Source organism: Comamonas sp. NyZ500, assembly GCF_016772095.1.
In the GTDB taxonomy this organism is placed as follows: domain Bacteria; phylum Pseudomonadota; class Gammaproteobacteria; order Burkholderiales; family Burkholderiaceae_C; genus Comamonas; species Comamonas thiooxydans.
In genome coordinates this window covers 113,288-128,990 of record NZ_JAEIJE010000010.1, presented here as the reverse complement: position 1 = coordinate 128,990, position 15,703 = coordinate 113,288, and the positions used below count along the sequence as shown (strand labels likewise).

At 63.8% G+C, this 15,703-nt stretch carries 18 protein-coding genes; 11 read left to right on the top strand and 7 right to left on the bottom strand.

The genetic code is table 11. The features are described from left to right. Positions 1-180 precede the first annotated feature (180 nt). Together secB and JAO85_RS16115 are read left to right on the top strand one after the other, a co-directional pair. Positions 181-642 carry a protein-export chaperone SecB gene (gene secB, locus JAO85_RS16120; RefSeq protein WP_003066740.1) on the top strand — a complete coding sequence of 154 codons (462 nt, stop codon included), beginning with the start codon at positions 181-183 and terminating at the stop codon, positions 640-642. A 116-nt stretch (positions 643-758) separates the two neighbouring features. Beyond that, positions 759-1,769, top strand: a complete 1,011-nt coding sequence (locus JAO85_RS16115; RefSeq protein WP_039049683.1) for an NAD(P)H-dependent glycerol-3-phosphate dehydrogenase — start codon at positions 759-761, stop codon at positions 1,767-1,769. Positions 1,770-1,905: 136 nt separating this feature from the next. On the opposite strand, the gene JAO85_RS16110 is transcribed toward JAO85_RS16115, so the two are convergent. Together JAO85_RS16110 and lysA are read right to left on the bottom strand one after the other, a co-directional pair. Next, positions 1,906-2,796 (bottom strand): DMT family transporter, encoded by an 891-nt coding sequence (locus JAO85_RS16110; protein ID WP_202788514.1) that lies wholly within the window; start codon positions 2,794-2,796, stop codon positions 1,906-1,908. A gap of 265 nt (positions 2,797-3,061) precedes the next feature. Then, a complete protein-coding gene (gene lysA, locus JAO85_RS16105; protein ID WP_202788513.1) occupies positions 3,062-4,309 on the bottom strand; it encodes a diaminopimelate decarboxylase in 1,248 nt (415 codons plus the stop codon). A 106-nt stretch (positions 4,310-4,415) separates the two neighbouring features. Here lysA and JAO85_RS16100 point away from each other — a divergent pair, with 106 nt between their 5' ends. Beyond that, a complete protein-coding gene (locus JAO85_RS16100; RefSeq protein WP_054074903.1) occupies positions 4,416-5,342 on the top strand; it encodes a LysR family transcriptional regulator in 927 nt (308 codons plus the stop codon). Positions 5,343-5,429: 87 nt separating this feature from the next. Continuing rightward, complete coding sequence (locus tag JAO85_RS16095) at positions 5,430-5,801, top strand: polyhydroxyalkanoate granule-associated phasin (protein WP_003066750.1); 372 nt, start codon at positions 5,430-5,432, stop codon at positions 5,799-5,801. A gap of 20 nt (positions 5,802-5,821) precedes the next feature. Here the strand turns inward: JAO85_RS16095 and JAO85_RS16090 are convergent, their stop codons facing one another. Both JAO85_RS16090 and JAO85_RS16085 read right to left on the bottom strand, forming a co-directional pair. Beyond that, positions 5,822-7,303 carry a SulP family inorganic anion transporter gene (locus JAO85_RS16090; RefSeq protein ID WP_202788512.1) on the bottom strand — a complete coding sequence of 494 codons (1,482 nt, stop codon included), beginning with the start codon at positions 7,301-7,303 and terminating at the stop codon, positions 5,822-5,824. 91 nt (positions 7,304-7,394) lie between these two features. After that, on the bottom strand, positions 7,395-7,844 hold the full coding sequence (locus JAO85_RS16085) for a MaoC family dehydratase (protein ID WP_012839648.1): 450 nt from the start codon (positions 7,842-7,844) through the stop codon (positions 7,395-7,397). Positions 7,845-7,942: 98 nt separating this feature from the next. On the opposite strand from JAO85_RS16085, the gene JAO85_RS16080 reads away from it, so the two are divergent. Next, complete coding sequence (locus JAO85_RS16080) at positions 7,943-8,344, top strand: hypothetical protein (protein ID WP_012839647.1); 402 nt, start codon at positions 7,943-7,945, stop codon at positions 8,342-8,344. A 153-nt stretch (positions 8,345-8,497) separates the two neighbouring features. Here JAO85_RS16080 and panC read toward each other — a convergent pair whose 3' ends face one another. Together panC and panB are read right to left on the bottom strand one after the other, a co-directional pair. Further along, the gene (gene panC / locus JAO85_RS16075) at positions 8,498-9,337 is read right to left on the bottom strand and encodes a pantoate--beta-alanine ligase (protein ID WP_202788511.1); all 840 of its coding nucleotides are present in this window, start codon (positions 9,335-9,337) and stop codon (positions 8,498-8,500) included. A gap of 40 nt (positions 9,338-9,377) precedes the next feature. Then, positions 9,378-10,247 (bottom strand): 3-methyl-2-oxobutanoate hydroxymethyltransferase, encoded by an 870-nt coding sequence (gene panB / locus JAO85_RS16070; RefSeq protein WP_039049687.1) that lies wholly within the window; start codon positions 10,245-10,247, stop codon positions 9,378-9,380. A 204-nt stretch (positions 10,248-10,451) separates the two neighbouring features. Between panB and JAO85_RS16065 the strand changes: the two genes are divergently transcribed. The 6 genes from JAO85_RS16065 (at position 10,452) to yiaA (ending at position 14,985) form a co-directional block, all read left to right on the top strand. Beyond that, entirely contained in the window at positions 10,452-11,186 is a 735-nt protein-coding gene (locus JAO85_RS16065; RefSeq protein WP_039049688.1) for a Crp/Fnr family transcriptional regulator, read from the top strand. 129 nt (positions 11,187-11,315) lie between these two features. After that, positions 11,316-11,615: a DUF4148 domain-containing protein gene (locus tag JAO85_RS16060; RefSeq protein ID WP_003065771.1), complete on the top strand. Its 300-nt coding sequence runs from the start codon at positions 11,316-11,318 to the stop codon at positions 11,613-11,615. Positions 11,616-11,777: 162 nt separating this feature from the next. Next, complete coding sequence (gene pabB, locus JAO85_RS16055) at positions 11,778-12,962, top strand: aminodeoxychorismate synthase component I (protein ID WP_202788510.1); 1,185 nt, start codon at positions 11,778-11,780, stop codon at positions 12,960-12,962. After that, complete coding sequence (locus tag JAO85_RS16050) at positions 12,959-13,591, top strand: aminotransferase class IV (RefSeq protein WP_039049690.1); 633 nt, start codon at positions 12,959-12,961, stop codon at positions 13,589-13,591. Before pabB ends, JAO85_RS16050 begins: the two co-directional genes overlap by 4 nt. A gap of 49 nt (positions 13,592-13,640) precedes the next feature. Continuing rightward, complete coding sequence (locus tag JAO85_RS16045) at positions 13,641-14,213, top strand: DUF4274 domain-containing protein (protein ID WP_003065778.1); 573 nt, start codon at positions 13,641-13,643, stop codon at positions 14,211-14,213. Between the two features lie 253 nt (positions 14,214-14,466). Further along, entirely contained in the window at positions 14,467-14,985 is a 519-nt protein-coding gene (gene yiaA, locus JAO85_RS16040; RefSeq protein WP_003065781.1) for an inner membrane protein YiaA, read from the top strand. A gap of 27 nt (positions 14,986-15,012) precedes the next feature. On the opposite strand, the gene JAO85_RS16035 is transcribed toward yiaA, so the two are convergent. Then, on the bottom strand, positions 15,013-15,696 hold the full coding sequence (locus JAO85_RS16035; protein ID WP_039049692.1) for a tRNA-uridine aminocarboxypropyltransferase: 684 nt from the start codon (positions 15,694-15,696) through the stop codon (positions 15,013-15,015). Between the last annotated feature and the right edge of the window lie 7 nt (positions 15,697-15,703).

The window sequence follows — 15,703 nt, the reverse complement described above, 5'->3', positions numbered from 1 at the left end:
GCCGCCAAACGGCATGAATTTGCGCTTTGTGCTGCTTGCTACGATGCAGCCTCTGGCTGTCACTGCATAATGCAAAGCGCTATTTCATGGAAATGCCTGCTGTGAGGATAGCTGCGTGCTAGTCCTCTGCGCAGGCATTTGCATTTCCCTCTCAAGATTTTCTGAAAGACCTAGCTCATCATGGCCGAACAAGACAACAGCCCCGTGTTCCAGATCCAGCGCGTGTATCTGAAGGACCTGTCCCTGGAGCAGCCCAATTCTCCCGCCATCCTGCTGGAGCAAGAGCAGCCCAGCGTGGACATCCAGCTGGGTGTGGAAGCCACTCCCGTGGCTGAAGGCGTCTACGAAGTGGCCGTGACCGCCACGGTTCAGACCAAGATTCAGGACAAGACCGTGTTCCTGGTCGAAGCCAAGCAGGCCGGCATCTTCGAGATCCGCAACGTGCCCGAAGACCAGATGGGCGGCGTGATCGGCATTGCCTGCCCCCAGATCATCTACCCCTATCTGCGCGGCAACGTGGCCGACGTGGTGACCCGCGCCGGTTTCCCTCCCGTGCACCTGGCCGAAATCAACTTCCAGGCCATGTACGAGCAGCAGCAAGCGGCTGCCGCAGCACAGGCCGAAGGCCAGCTGCCCCAGTAAGCTGACGGCAATTGCTGATTCCTGCGATGTGCAAGAATCGGCAGCCAGGCAAGAAAGAGGCCCTAGCGGCCTCTTTTTCTTGTGGGTTGTGCGCAAACTGCTATCAAAATTCAGGTATGAAAATTCTTGTCATCGGCGCTGGCGCCTGGGGTACGGCCATGGCCATCAGCGCGGCCACCCATCCCGAGCAGGGCAGCGTCAGACTCTGGGCGCGTGACCCGGTGCAGGCGCAGCTCATGCAGGCCGAGCGCGCCAACAGCCGCTATCTGCCCGGCATCCGATTCCCGGATGCGCTCACGGTGGTCAGCGGAGATGTGATGGCCCATGTGGCGGATGCCGATCTGATCGTGCTGGGCACGCCCATGGCGGCGCTGCGCCAGTGGCTGGGCCAGCTCAAGGATTGCCGCCGGCCCGTGGTCTGGCTGTGCAAGGGCTTCGAGGCCGTGGCCGCCGACGCACCTGCCGGCAGCTATGGGCTGATGGCGCATGAAGTCTGCCAGCAGGTGGCGCCGCAGCTGCAAAGCGGTGCGCTCAGCGGCCCCAGCTTTGCGGCCGAGGTGGCGCGCCAGCAGCCTACGGCTTTGGTGGCAGCCAGCGCCCATGAGGGCGTGAGCGAGCTGCTGGTGTCGGCCTTTCACGGCGAGGCCATGCGCGTCTATGCCAATCAGGACATCGTGGGCGTGGAAGTCGGCGGAGCCGTCAAGAATGTGCTGGCCATTGCCACGGGTCTTTGCGACGGCCTGCAGCTGGGGCTGAACGCGCGCGCGGCCCTGGTCACGCGCGGCCTGGCCGAGATGACGCGCCTGGGCGTGGCGCTGGGCGCGCGCGCCGAAACCTTCATGGGCCTGTCCGGCCTTGGCGATCTGGTGCTGACCGCCACCGGCGATCTCTCGCGCAATCGCAAGGTGGGTCTGCTGCTGGCCGAAGGCAAGAGCCTGGAGCAGGCCGTGACATCGCTGGGCCATGTGGCCGAGGGTGTGTACAGCGCCCGCACCGTGCTCGCACGGGCACGCCAGGTCGGTGTGGAAATGCCCATTACCGAAACCGTGGTTGCCTTGCTGGACGGTCAGCTGCCGGTGACCGAAGCCGTGCAGCATCTGATGGTGCGCGATCCGCGCGGCGAGTAAGCCAATAAGCCCATAAAACGATAGCTGTTAGCGCTTGATATTCATGGATCTCAGATACATTTCTATCTGAAAATCAATGGATAAAGGCGGTAGCAGCTATTGTTTTTCATGGCGCTGACCTGCGAATTCAGGCACGCTACTTCGCCTCTCTGACGCTGAGCCAGGCACTCGCCGCCCCGCACAGCGCAATGACGACCATGCCCAGCACGGCCCATTGGTCGGGGATATGGCCATAGACCAGCCAGCCTGCCAGCAGTGCGCAGGGAATCTGGCTGTAGAGAAACGGCGTGATGGTCGCAGGCTCGGCTTTTTCATAGGCCTTGAGCAGCATCAGGTGTCCGACTGCGCTGCCTGCGCCCATGGCAATCGCGGCCAGCCAGAGTGCGGCGCTGTCCGGCAGCTGCCAGGACCAGGGCAGGGCCATGCAGCTCAGGCTCAGGGCCACGAGGCTGGTGTAGATCTGCGTGGTCAGCGGGCGCTCCTTTCCCGCCATGCGGCTGCTCAGGATCTGATAGGCGGTATTGGCCAGCAGCTGCAGCGCAGGCCAGACCAGGGCCCAGCCGCTGAACTGGCCGCCGCCCGGCCGCAAGATGACCAGCGTGCCCGCAAAGCCCAGCGCCACCAGCACCCAGCGCAAGGGGCTGACCTGCTGGCCCAGCCAGAGCGCGGCCAGCAAGGTCAGGGCCAGCGGCGTCAGCGCCACGATGGCCGTGAACTCCGCCAGTGGCAGATAACGCAGGCTGAGCATGGCCAGCGCATTGCTCAGACAAAACAGAATGGCGCGCAGACACTGAAAGCCCGGGCGCTGGGTGCGAAAAATCTCCAGCCCATGTCTTGCCACGCCAAAGCCCACGGTCAGCACCGACTGCAGCGCATAGCGCAGCCACAACGCCATCAGCAGCGGCAGCACGGCGCCCGCATATTTGGAGCCCGTATCGAGTATCGAAAAACAGGCGCAGGCCAGCACTGTGAAGCCAATACCCGTCAGCGTGTGGTGATGGGGGGAAGTGGCGGGTTGCTGTGACATGGAGAGAGCTCATTGGGCACTGCGCGGTGCCATAGAGAAAAGAAATTCAGGTGATTCTGGCCTGAAACCCTTTAAAGATAAGCGCTAGCTGCTATTTAACTTGAAGATGCAATTGCTAAAGGGCGCGGGCCAAACAAGAGCAGCCAAGCAAGGGCCGCCCCGCAGCGATGGCTGCGTCCCCCTCCCATAGCGCGCAGCGCGTAGAGAGAGGGGCGCCCGGCCAGGGGAAGGCGCGGGGCCGCCCAGGCAAGCGGCTCAGGGGGAGTTACAAACCAATCTCCAGGGCCAGCAGTTCCTCCACCGTCTGGCGACGGCGAATCAGCTGGCTCTGAGCGCCATCGACCAGCACTTCGGCGGCCAGCGGGCGGGTGTTGTAGTTGCTGGACATGGAGCTGCCGTAGGCGCCCGTGTCATGAATCACCAGCAGGTCGCCCACGCTGGCGCCGGCCAGCGAGCGCGGCAGCACCACGCCGCCGTCGCCCTGGGTGAAGACATCGCCCGATTCGCACAGCGGGCCGGCCACCACGCTGTCCTGCGCGGGCAGGCTCTGGCCGTCGCGGCGCAGCACTTCCATGCCGTGGTAGCTGCCGTACATGCTGGGGCGCATCAGCTCGTTGAAGCCGGTGTCCACCAGCACGAAGTGGTTGCTGCCCGCATTCTTGGTGGCGCGCACGGTGCCCAGCAGCACGCCGGACTCGGCCACCAGGAAGCGGCCGGGTTCCAGTTCCAGACCCAGGCTGTGGCCCACGATGCCTTCTGCCTGCTTGCGCGCCGCATCCCACAGACCGTGGTAGTGGTTGGTGTCGATGGTGGCATCGCCCTGTTTGTAGGGGATGGACAGGCCGCCGCCGGCCGAAATCGCATGCAGGTCCACGCCCGCCGCCTTGGTGCGCTCGACCAGCTTGACCATGGCGCCGCAGACTTCCTGCAGATGGCCGTAGTCCACGCCCGAGCCGATGTGCATATGCAGGCCGGCCAGCACCAGGCCGCCGGCCTTGATGGCGTCCAGCGCGGCTTCGAGTTCGCTGTGCCAGATGCCGTGCTTGCTGTGCTCGCCGCCGGTGTTGGTCTTGTTGCTGTGACCGTGGCCGAAGCCGGGGTTGATGCGCAGCCAGACATGGTGGCCCTTGGACACGGCGGCCAGCTGGTGCAGCATGTCGATGGAGCCCGCGTTCACAGGCACCTGGTGTTCCACCACGGTGGCCAGCGTGGCCTCGTCCATCACGTCGGCCGTGAAGACGATATCGGCAGGTTCGCCGAAGCCGGGCGTGAAGCCCGCCGCCAGCGCGCGCAGGACTTCGCCGCGCGAGACCGCATCCACCTTCACGCCTTGCTCGCGCATGAGCTTGAGGATGTGAATGTTGGAGCAGGCCTTCTGGGCAAAGCGCACGGTGTCGAAAGCCTTGAGCTGGGCAATGCGCTCGCGGATGGTGGCGGCGTCATAAACCCACAGCGGCGTGCCGTACTGGTCGGCCAGGTTCCAGAGCTGTGCGGGAGAGAAGGGGTTTGCCATGGGCGGTCTCTTGAAAGGGAATAGTTCAGCGCATCATGCATGCGGCTGTCTATTCAGTCCAATAGCTTGATTTATTAAGATTATTCAATATTGATATGCTTTGAGCATGACTGATTCAGAAGCTTCTCAGCGCATCACCCATCGCCATATCGAGGTGTTCCGTGCCGTCATGACGGCCGGCAGCGTCACGGGCGCGGCACAACTGCTCTATACCTCCCAGCCCACGGTCAGCCGCGAGCTGGCGCGCATGGAGCAACTGCTGGGCTATGCACTGTTCGAGCGCGTGCAGGGCCGGCTGCGCGCCAATGCGCGGGCCTTGCTGCTGTGGGACGAGGTGCGGCGCAGCTGGCAGGGTCTGGAGCGCGTGATAGACCGTGCCGTGGAACTGGGGCGCCCGCAGGGCGCGAGCATCAGCGTGCTGTGCCTGCCGGCACTCAGCCACGCCTTGCTGCCGGGCGCGCTGGCGCGTCTGCAGGTCAGTCATGGCGCCGTGGCCGTGAGCGTGAGCACCCAGGAGGCACCGCTGCTGCAGGAATGGATGGCTGCCCAGCGCTTCGACCTGGGCCTGTCCGAGCTGGCCGAGGCGCCGCCGGGCACACGCAGCCAGCCCTTGCCGGCCATGGACGAGGTAGCCGTGCTGCCTGCCAACCATCCGCTGGCGCAGAAGGCGCTGCTGAGCGAGCGGGACTTTGAGGGCGAATCCTTCATCAGCCTGGCGCGCGACGACCCCTACCGGGCCCAGATCGATGCGGTGTTCGCCCGTGCCGGCGTACAGCGCCGGCTGAGCCTGGAGACCGCCAGCGCCGTTGCCGTCTGCGCCATGGTCCAGCATGGCCTGGGTCTGGCCATCGTCAACCCGCTGACTGCGCGGGCCTGCGCCGGCCCACAGCTGGTGGTGCGGCCGCTGGCGTTCTCGATAGCGTTCCAGGTGCATATGCTGCTGCCGCTGCACCGGCCTGCCGATGCGGGCCTGCCCTGGCTGACGGCGGCACTGGAGCAGGAGGCACTCAGCCTGCTTGGGCACAGGCGCTGAATTCGGCGATAGGGCTTTCGCAGGTGAGCTTGCGCAAACTTCTATGTTGCAGTGCACAATAAAATGCCTGAATGCAAGGAGTTACACATGCCTGAATCCGCCATCCCCCACCGCACTGCCAGCGAACTGCTGGACATCAGCATGGCCGTGCCTCAGGTCATCAACCACCGGCTCACGCGCATGGCCCTCAGCGGTCCGGTGCTCTCTGCGCGCGACCAGAAGGAGTTCACGCGCATGGTGGTGGAAAAGCAGGTCGCCTTCAGCCAGGCCTGGCTGACCATGGGGGCTGAAATGTTCAAGGTGCAGCAGCAGCTGTGTCTGGCCTGGATGCGCAACCCTTGGACCATGAGCCAGAAGCTGCCTGTGGCGGCCGACAAGGTGGCGGCCAGAAGCCTGGCGCCGATTCGCCGCAAGGCCGTGGCCAATGCCAAGCGCCTGTCGCAGACCAGCCTGAAATAAGCGGCCACCAGCCGCCAAACCTAGACCCTGATGCGTTCTATCAGTCGTTGACTGGCCTCGTCCAGCCCCGTCAGCTCCACGCGGCAGCCATGCTGGCGCAGGCGCTCCATCACCTTGTCCAGCGCGCCCACGGCAGTGATGTCCCAGAAATGAGCGCCACTTACATCGATGCGGGCCTGCTTGCCGGCCGCGGCACGCACGTCGAAGGCTTCGATCAGCGCATCGGCCGAGGCAAAAAACACCTGGCCGCTCACCGTCCAGGTATAGAGTCCGCCGGCCTCGTCCAGGCTGCCCCGGACCTGCAGCATATGGGCCACCTTGAAGGTGAAGAACACGCCCGAGAGCAGCACGCCTGCCACCACGCCGGCGGCCAGATTGTGGGTGGCGATGGTGATGACCACCGTCACCAGCATCACCGAGCTGGACAGACGCGGGTGGCGCACCAGATTGCCCAGCGACTTCCAGTCGAAGGTCGAGACCGACACCATGACCATGATGGCCACCAGAGCAATCACCGGTACCCGCGACACCCAGGGCTTGAGGGCGACCATGAGAATCAGCAGAAATACCCCGGCAAACAGGGTGGACAGACGACCGCGGCCGCCGTATTTCACGTTGCCAACCGCCTGGCCTATCATGCCGCAGCCCGCAATGCCGCCGAACAGGCTGGCCGAGACATTGGCCAGGCCCAGGCCCGTGCACTCGCGGCTCTTGTTGCTGGGCGTGCCCGTCAGGTCGTCCACCACGGCGGCCGTGAGCACCGACTCCAGCAGACCCACCATGGCAATCGCCAGGGCCGGCAGGGCGATGATGCGCAGCGTCTCCAGACTCGCGGGGATTTCGGGCAGTGCAAACAGCGGCAGGCTGTCCGGCAGATGGCCCAGATCGGCCACGGTCTTGAGGGGCAGGCCCATGAAGCTGGCGAGCAGCGTCAGCACCAGCACGCAGATCAGTGGTGAGGGAATGGCGTTCAGCGCCTTGAGCTGCAGTCTCTGTCCCAGCCAGGGCAGGCCGTAGATCAGGGCCAGGCCCAGGGCCAGCATGGCCCAGGTGGCGGTGTTGGCGCCCTGCAGATGCGGCAACTGGGCTGAAAAGATCAGAATGGCCAGCGCGTTGACAAAACCCGTGCGCACCGAACTGGAGACAAAGCGCACCAGGCTGCCCATCTTGCACAGGCCGAAAGCGATCTGCATGACGCCGGCCAGCAAGCCTGCGGCCAGCAGATATGGCAGACCATGCGATGCGACCAGCGGAGCCGCCACCAGGGCCACCGAGCCGGCCGCTGCCGAGACCATGGCCGGACGTGCGCCGAACACGGCAATCACGATGCTGATGATGAAGGAGGCATACAGCCCCACGGCCGGGTCCACACCCGCGACAAAGGAAAAGGCAATGACCTCGGGAATCAGCGCAAACGTGGCGACGGCGCCGGCCAGCAGCTCACGCGGCACGCTGGGCGCCCATTCGGCGCGCCATCGGCTCAGAGAAAAATGGGGATTCATATCGCAGCAGCAAGTGAGGCGCTGCCTGTGCAGAGCAGGCAGCGCCGGTGGGCGATATTAAGCAGTGCCCAGGACTTTTGCTGCGCAAGGGTCAGGCCGGGCGCTTGAAGCACACCATCTTGGGCCTGAAGCGCTGCAGCACCTCGCCGCGCTGGTTTTTGGTGTGGGAGAGCACGCGCACCAGGGCCCGGTTGGGTTTGGACTGGGAAGGAATGATCTCCACGATTTCCGACTCGACCTGCAGCACGTCACCAGGGCGTGTGGGCTGGGGCCAGGCCAGCTCTTCCATGCCGCCGCCGATCACGCCGTCGGCCAGGGGAATGCTTTGCGTCACCAGCAGCATGCTGATGGAGGCCGTATGCCAGCCGCTGGCGGCCAGGCCCTGGAAGAAGGTGTGCTTGGCGGCTTCGGGGTCGAGGTGAAAGACCTGGGGGTCGAACTGCCTGGCATAGGCAATGATTTGCGCCTCATCCAGCGGGTAGCCTTCGCTGACGAACTTCTGGCCCACGTACAGATCATCGAGATACAGTTTTTCGCTCATTTGGCTCCTCGTTCCTTCTTGTGTGGAGTAGCCGACAGTATGCGCGGCAGCGGCCCTGGCCGCTGTTGCCAAGGTGCCAGAGCGCTATGCTCGGGCCCATGAATTTCGAGTTTGAAGATTCCGAGGTCGCCGCAATCAGCCTGCAGAACGGCGCATTGCAGATCCGCTTTTCCGCTGCCCGTGTGCTTGACGGTGACCGAGTCGGGGCCGGGGAGGGCCTGTGGCAGCCGATGCTATTGATATGCAAGCAAACTGCGCAGGCTGACAAAGTGCCGGAGGCCGATTTGGCGCGAATCCTGGCCGCCGTGGGCCGTGTCCGGCAAGCGCAGCTGCATATTGCTGGTCAGCGCCTGCGCAGCCTGCCCCTGCCTTTTGTCAGCGATGCCGATTTTGTGCTGGAGCTGGAAATGGGCAGCGGCCTGTTCTGCCGGCTCAATGGGCAGGGACTTGAGCTGCAGCCTCTGCCCGGTCGGTCATCGACGGACTCCTACCAGTGCTGAGAGCGCTACTCGCCTCTGCATTGGTCTTGATGCCTGACGCTGGCGGGGCCTGAATCAGAGACACGAGGCAAGGGCCTGATCCTGGGTTGGCCGCGCCGCAGCGGGTGTGCCGCCCGCTGCCCACATGCCTCGCCACAAAGCGCCTAAGAAGGCCTAGAACTCCAGGTTGTCTATGAGCCGGGTGCTACCCAGGCGTGCCGCGCCCAGGGCCACCAGATCGCCGCTGCGCGCATCGACAGGTGTCTGCAGATCGCTGCGCTGGCGCACGCTCACATAGTCGGGCTCCCAGCCCTTGGCGCGCAGCGCGGCCATGGCCTGCGCTTCGAGATCGGCCAGATTGCCGCCCTGGCGTGCGGCATCGGCCAGTGCCTTGAGCGCCTGCGACAGCGCCATGGCCTGCACACGCTGCTCATCGCTGAGGTAGCCGTTGCGCGAGCTCAGGGCCAGGCCGCTGTCGGCGCGTGCCGTGGCGCAGCCGATGATCTCTATGGGCAGTGCGAACTGCTGCACCATGCGGCGGATCACCATCAACTGCTGATAGTCCTTCTGCCCGAAAACGGCCGTGCCGCCGCCCGTGGTGGCAAACACGGCCTGGAACAGCTTCATGACCACGGTGCAGACGCCGGTGAAGAAGCCGGGGCGGAAGTGCCCTTCCAGAATGTCGGCCAGCTGCGCATCGGGCTGGACCTTGAAGGTCTGCGGCTCGGGGTAGAGGTCTTTCTCCCTGGGGGCGAAGACGATGTCGCAGCCCTCGGCTTCCAGCTTGGCGCAGTCGGCATCGAAGGTGCGCGGGTAGCTGTCGAAATCTTCGTGAGGCAGAAACTGCAGGCGGTTCACGAAGATGCTGGCCACGGTCACATCGCCATGCTGGCGGGCCTGGCGCACCAGGGAGAGATGGCCTTCGTGCAGATTGCCCATGGTTGGCACAAAAGCAGGGCGGCCGCGACCGGCCAGGGCGGCGCGCAGGTCGGCGATGGTGTGAACGATTTGCATGACTCAAACAGTGGGGGAAAACAAAAACAAAAGCCCGGACTCACCAGGCGTGCAGGGCATTGTCGGGGAAGCGGCCATTCTTGACGGCCTGCACATAGGCTTCCATGGCGCCCTTGACGCTGCCTGCATCGGCCATGAAGTTGTGCACGAACCTGGCCATCTTGCCCAGGTTCACGCCCAGCATGTCGTGCAGCACCAGAACCTGGCCGGCCGTGCCATTGCCCGCGCCAATGCCTATGGTGTGGCACAGCGGCAGCTCTTCGGTCAGTTGGGCGGACAGGGCTGCGGGCACCATCTCCAGCACCAGCATGGCGGCCCCGGCGTCCTGCAACTCCAGCGCATGCTGGCGCAGCGTAGCGGCGGCCTGTTCGTCCTTGCCCTGGACGCGGTAGCCGCCCAGTGCATGCACGGTCTGCGGCGTCAGTCCCAGGTGGGCGCAGACGGGCACGCCGCGATCGACGAGAAAGCGCACGGTGGGTGCGGTCCAGCCACCGCCTTCGAGCTTGACCATATGGGCGCCGGCCTGCATCAGCTGGCAGGCGCTGCGCATGGCCTGTTCGGGACTTTCGGCATAGCTGCCGTAGGGCATGTCGGCAATCACCCAGGCTGTGGCCTGGGCGCGATGCAGGCCGCGCGTGACGCTGGCCGTGTGATAGGCCATATCCTGAAGCGTCACGCCCACGGTGCTGTGCAGGCCCTGGCAGACCATGCCCAGCGAGTCGCCGACCAGGATGCACTCCACCCCGGCCGCGTCGGCCACGGCGGCAAAAGTGGCGTCATAGGCCGTCAGCATGGTGATTTTTTCACCGGCCGCGCGCATCTGAGCCAAGCGCGGCAGGCTGACGGGGCGGCGCTGGGGCTGGGGCGAAGAGGGGGGGATGGTGCCGTAAGGCGTGCCGGTAGCGGTCATGGGGTGTCTCCTGGTCTTGTCTATGGCTGGGCCCCGCAGAAAAGCCTGCAGGCAAATTTGCCCGCGAGTCTATGCGATGCTGCGCTGCAGCGCCACGTTGAAAAAGGGTATGGCTGCTGTCGGCCACCTTACTATGCTGTGTGGCCATGCATTGCATGGCCCTGCGTTCAGCGGCCTTCCATTTCTTTTTGCACAAGGTGGTTCATGTCCATGCTCGAGTCCCCGCAGCCCTCGGTTTCAGCGCCTGTGTCAGCCGTTGCCTGGCAGGGGCTGCGCAACGTGAGCTGGCTGGAGTCGCTTTCCGACGAGAGGCTGTCCGTGCTGGCGGGGCAATGCCTTTGGCACCGGCTGGAGTCGGGACAGGTGCTGCACGGGGCCTATACCGATGAGCGCATGTACATGCTGATCAACGGCCAGCTCAGTGTCGGCAGCTACAGCACCAGCGGGCGGGCCATGATTCTGGGTTATCTGGAGCCCGGTTTCTTTTTTGGTGCTTTCGCGCCCAAGCCTCTGGTCAGGCATGTGTCCGTGCAGGTGCAGGCCACGCATGAAAGCCTGGTGGCATCGCTTTCCAGTGCAGAGCTCGAAGCATTGATCATGAGCGATGTTCTGGTCATGCGGGCCGTGGTCCAGCGGCTCAGCGAGCTGGCCGGGGTGCTGGCGCGGCGTGTGGTCAGCCTGGGAACCCTCACGGTGCGGGGCCGCCTGCATGCCCAGTTGCTGGAGCGGGCCGAGATGGCGGGAATCGAGAACGACGAGGCCCTGCTGTCGCCGGCTCCGCGCCAGAACGATCTGGCCTTGATGCTGGGCACCAGCCGCGAAGAAGTCGCACGCGAGATGTCGCGGCTCACGCGCCTGGGCCTGCTCAGACGTGAAGGGCGCAATCTGCGTCTTTGCCGCGTCGATGGCCTGCGGCTGCTGCTCGAAGAAGCGCATTGATTTCGCAATGTGAAATGATTTTTTGCGTGAGAAAACGCACAGACGGCCCGTGGGGGCAGGGCGCATAGTTCAGTCGTGCAGTACGCGGCAGGTCTTCTTTCCGCCGCTGCGCCGTTGAAAGGATTGAAAATGCGCTCCCTCACCCGTTTGTTGACCGCAGCTGTGCTGACCGCCAGCGCCGCGGTTGCCATGGCTCAAGACCTCCCTCAAACTTCCGTAACCGCCAGCAAAAGTCGTGCCGAAGTGATGGCCGACCTTGAGATGTACCAGCGTGCAGGTCTGGGCTATATGCCCACGCCTGCGGCTTATGTCGAAACAGAATTCAGCACCGAGTACCGCAAGGCTTATGCCGAATACCAGCGTCTGCTGGCCAGCCCCGCCTACACGGCTGCCGTGGCCAAGTACCAGTCGCAACTGGGCGGCAAGTAACAGAGTTCTCTCTTAGCCATCCGACAGAGGTGGCCCATTGGTGGATGCGCGCTGAGGGATTCCTTCAGCGCGTTTTTTTATGCCGGCAATGCCAGGCTGATGGATATAGCAAGTTTGATAGCATTCGGCGCATATTGATAGTGTGCTTGCAGGTGATCTGACTTGAAAACCGTTCTTGATTTCACCGCTCCCTGGCAGACGGGTGCTGCCCGTTTGCAGCATGGCTTTGACGAGCCCGAGCGCATATTGCAAGCCCATGCTCCCGAGGACGTGCCTGCCGTGCTGGAAGCCGTGCAGCAGGCCGCCGAGCAAGGCCTGTGGTGCGTGGGCTGGCTGGCCTATGAGGCGGCCAGCGGGTTTGATCGCGCCTATGCCGAGGCCGTGCATAGGAATTCCACTGGCCAGCCGCTGGCCTGGTTCGGCCTGCATCGCGCGCCGCTGGCTGCCTGCGGGCAGAACCCGCCCGTGCCTTCTGCTGCAATACATTGGCAGACGGCTCTGAGCCGCGAACAGTTCGATGCCCATGTGGCGCGCATTCATGCGGCCATCGCAGCGGGCGACTGCTATCAGATCAATTACACGGCCCCCTTGACTGCAGAGCTATCGGGTGAGAAAGAGTCCGACACTTCCGCCCTGGCCCAAGAGCTGTTTGCAAGGCTGCAGCGGGCCCAGCCCGGAGGCTATGCAGCATTGGTTGATTGTGGCGACATGCAGGTGCTGTCGCTGTCCCCGGAGTTGTTTTTCGACTGGGACGGCGAGCGGATTCTGACCCGCCCCATGAAGGGCACGGCGGCGCGCGGCAGGACCCCCGAAGCCGATGCGAAGGCCGCGCAAACCATGCGCGAGTCGGCCAAGGAGCGGGCCGAGAACGTGATGATCGTGGACTTGCTGCGCAACGATCTGTCACGCATAGCCGTGCCGCACAGCGTGAAAGTGCCGCAGCTGTTTCAGGTCCAGGCACTGCCGGCCGTCTGGCAGATGACCTCGGATGTGGTGGCACGCACGCGCCCGGATGTGCGGCTGGTGGATGTATTCGGGGCGCTATTCCCTTGCGGCTCTATCACCGGGGCGCCCAAGCGCCAGGCCATGCGCCTGATTCGCGAGCTGGAGCCCGAGCCTCGTGGCGTCTACTGCGGTGCGCTGGGCGTGGTGCGACCCGGGGCCAAGCCGGGGAGTATTCACGCAACTTTCAATGTTCCCATTCGCACCGTGGTGCTCAGGAATGGGCGCCTGAGCTGCGGCGTAGGCAGCGGTATCACGGCCAGCGCCAATGCGGCCGATGAATGGATGGAATGGCAACACAAGCAGGCTTTTCTGAAGGTGCTTGAGCAAGGTGTTGGAGCATGAACACGAATCTTGAGATCCTCGAAACCCTGGCGCTCAAGGATGGCCGCTGGCAGAACTGGGCCCTGCATTGGGCGCGCCTGCAGATCACTGCGCAGCATTTTCGCTATCCCTTGATGCAGATGCAGCTGGAGTCCGATATGGAGCGCATGGCCAGGCAGACTCATGCCATGGGCGACTGGCGCGTGCGGCTGGCGCTTTCGATCACCGGTGAAGTGCAGATCACGGCTGAGCCCTTGCCGCCCACGGTCCAGCCGGTGGCGCTGCAGCTGGCGCATCAACCCATTGCAAGCGCGGTGGCGCATAGCGATGTGGTGCGTTTCAAAACCTCGGTACGTCAGCATTACGACGCTTTCAAGCCCCAGAGCGCCGGCATTTTCGATATCGTGCTTTTCAATGAGGACGGTCAGATCACCGAAGGCACGCGCGGCAATATTGCCGTGCAGTTCGATGGGCGCTGGGTCACCCCGCCGCTGCAATGCGGGCTGCTGCCGGGCGTGGGGCGGGCACTGGCCCTGTCCCAGGGCCGGCTGACAGAGCAGGTGGTGACGCTGCAAGAGGCAAGCCATGCCAGCGGCTGGGCCTTTATCAATAGCCTGCGTGGCTGGCTGGATGCTCGTTTGATCGCCTAGGCCTGGTTTGTTATCGTGCGGATGTAAGCAACCTGGAGGAGTCTCAGCCATGGATGACGACGACTTTGATGCCCTGTATCTGGACCTGATGAAGGAATTCCTGGCCACTGCCACGCCCCTTCAGTGGCTGGCCGTGGTCACCACCATGAACTACGACAACGGCAGCGCGTTGCCCGACTGGATCAGCAAGCATCCCAAGCTGGAGCCGGCCGTTGCCAAGGCCTTGTACTGGTATCAGCAGCCGGGCTACTTCCAGCACTATGCTTCGCAGGACAAGGTTCCCAGCATCAACCGCTCAGGCTGGGCCCGTGTGCAGGCGCTGAGCCAGCGCTTTGAACAGGGCAATCTTGCTCCGGCCACCATTGGCTGGGATCCGGCCAACGATCTGGCTTCGCCCACGGGCAATGAAAAGCATCCTGGCTATGACTGGACCAGCGAAGCCGTCAAGGGCGATGAAGCCAAATGGCAGATTCCGGCCATCATGCTGCAGGCCGTGCCCGGCGAGCAACCCGATATCTATGCCTATGTCGACGAGCATGGCTGGGAAGACGGCATGCCGCCCCATGTCCAGGAGGAGCTCAATGCCGCCATGGATGGAGATGAAGTCGAGGATGAGGATTAGCGCCTGCGCGCCCGGTTGTTGCGCTCACGCAGGCTTCTGCTTCGGGCCACTGCAGCGCATGAAGCGGCAGATGGCCGTGCTCCGGATGAAGCCGCTGCCGCCGGGGTTCGTAGCCGGGGCGGTTCAGGCAAGCCAGTGGCTGATGAGTGAAACAGCTCTTTGGGTATCTTCTGGCGATACCTTGTGAAGAAACTCTTGGCTTGAGAGAATGGATTTTCTACTATCCGTTCACCACAACTTTCGAGACAAGCTCATGAACTCTCAAGCCGTCACCAGCCACAAGCCTTCAACCGCCTTTGTCGGCGCATCCTGGGCCGCCTTGCTGCTGGGTGTCGTAGCCTTCATGGCCGGGCTGTGGAATGCAGCCATGCAGCTCAACGAGAAAGGCTTTTACTTTGCCGTGTTGGTGCTGGGCCTGTACTCGGCCATCTCGCTGCAGAAAACCGTGCGCGACAAGCTCGAAGGCGTTGCCGTGACCGGCATTTACTACGGCATCAGCTGGGTGGCGCTGATCATCGCGGTGCTGCTTCTGGGCACAGGTCTCTTCAACGCCACGTTGCAACTCAGCGAAAAAGGGTTCTATGCCATGGCTTTTGCACTGGCTCTGTTTGGTGCGATTGCCGTGCAGAAAAACACCCGCGACAGCCTGAGCGCCGACGATGGAGCAGCAGAGCGCAAGCGCGGCAAGAGCGAGCGCAGCGGCCCCGCTCTGGTGGTGACCGATCCCGCCAAGCCTGCCGATGTGCCCGAGCAGGTGGTCAACAACCGCTGAGTCGAAAAGCCGTTTGACGGCTGAACATCAGGCGCTCCTTTGGGGTGCCTGATTGTGTTGGCGCAGCTGCATTTGCTGCGTCACAAACTGCTTGAAGACTTCATGCAGTGTTGCATTGGCTGACCCATCTACGGTCCAGTTGTGCAGCTGTGCCAGGGCCTGGGCCGCTGCCTCGAAGCTGGAGAGCTGTCCTGGCAGATGGGCCTTGCGGATGGCGTAACCGGAGTCCTCCACATTTTGGAGGGGCAGGCGCGGCAGGGCTTGCAGAGCAGGATTGAGATAGAGCATCTTGCGGCTTTTGCGCCAGGTGCCGTCGATGACCACCAGCCGAAGGCGCTCTGGCGGCTGCGGCCAGGGCAAGGGTAGGGGGCTGGCCGCAGCCAACCCCAGGGCGGCATCCTGCTCTGCGGTATCGGGGTAGAGCAGCAGGCTGTGGCGTGGCGCACCATCGGTATCGGCCCAACTGGTCCAGCTTCCATGGAGAGCCGCTTCCAGCTCGGCGGCATCGAATTCCTCGCCCACCATCACCCGGCTATGCGGCAGACACAGATGCAGCAAATGCCCCGTGCCCTTGGCTTCATGCACTTCCATGGGATGCATGAGGATCAGCACTTCGGCCTGATGCGCGACCGCCTGGGCCAGCGAGCAGATGCAGGTGCGCAGCGCTCGGTGACAGTGGGGGCAGCGGGGGCGAGAGTCAGGTCTGCTCATGATTCAA

Bases quoted from the DNA above. Each gene is read 5' to 3' on its own strand.
- secB (WP_003066740.1), top strand. From the start codon at position 181: ATGGCCGAACAAGACAACAGCCCCGTGTTCCAGATCCAGCGCGTGTAT.
- JAO85_RS16115 (WP_039049683.1), top strand. From the start codon at position 759: ATGAAAATTCTTGTCATCGGCGCTGGCGCCTGGGGTACGGCCATGGCC.
- JAO85_RS16110 (WP_202788514.1), bottom strand. From the start codon at position 2,796: ATGTCACAGCAACCCGCCACTTCCCCCCATCACCACACGCTGACGGGT.
- lysA (WP_202788513.1), bottom strand. From the start codon at position 4,309: ATGGCAAACCCCTTCTCTCCCGCACAGCTCTGGAACCTGGCCGACCAG.
- JAO85_RS16100 (WP_054074903.1), top strand. From the start codon at position 4,416: ATGACTGATTCAGAAGCTTCTCAGCGCATCACCCATCGCCATATCGAG.
- JAO85_RS16095 (WP_003066750.1), top strand. From the start codon at position 5,430: ATGCCTGAATCCGCCATCCCCCACCGCACTGCCAGCGAACTGCTGGAC.
- JAO85_RS16090 (WP_202788512.1), bottom strand. From the start codon at position 7,303: ATGAATCCCCATTTTTCTCTGAGCCGATGGCGCGCCGAATGGGCGCCC.
- JAO85_RS16085 (WP_012839648.1), bottom strand. From the start codon at position 7,844: ATGAGCGAAAAACTGTATCTCGATGATCTGTACGTGGGCCAGAAGTTC.
- JAO85_RS16080 (WP_012839647.1), top strand. From the start codon at position 7,943: ATGAATTTCGAGTTTGAAGATTCCGAGGTCGCCGCAATCAGCCTGCAG.
- panC (WP_202788511.1), bottom strand. From the start codon at position 9,337: ATGCAAATCGTTCACACCATCGCCGACCTGCGCGCCGCCCTGGCCGGT.
- panB (WP_039049687.1), bottom strand. From the start codon at position 10,247: ATGACCGCTACCGGCACGCCTTACGGCACCATCCCCCCCTCTTCGCCC.
- JAO85_RS16065 (WP_039049688.1), top strand. From the start codon at position 10,452: ATGTCCATGCTCGAGTCCCCGCAGCCCTCGGTTTCAGCGCCTGTGTCA.
- JAO85_RS16060 (WP_003065771.1), top strand. From the start codon at position 11,316: ATGCGCTCCCTCACCCGTTTGTTGACCGCAGCTGTGCTGACCGCCAGC.
- JAO85_RS16050 (WP_039049690.1), top strand. From the start codon at position 12,959: ATGAACACGAATCTTGAGATCCTCGAAACCCTGGCGCTCAAGGATGGC.
- JAO85_RS16045 (WP_003065778.1), top strand. From the start codon at position 13,641: ATGGATGACGACGACTTTGATGCCCTGTATCTGGACCTGATGAAGGAA.
- yiaA (WP_003065781.1), top strand. From the start codon at position 14,467: ATGAACTCTCAAGCCGTCACCAGCCACAAGCCTTCAACCGCCTTTGTC.
- JAO85_RS16035 (WP_039049692.1), bottom strand. From the start codon at position 15,696: ATGAGCAGACCTGACTCTCGCCCCCGCTGCCCCCACTGTCACCGAGCG.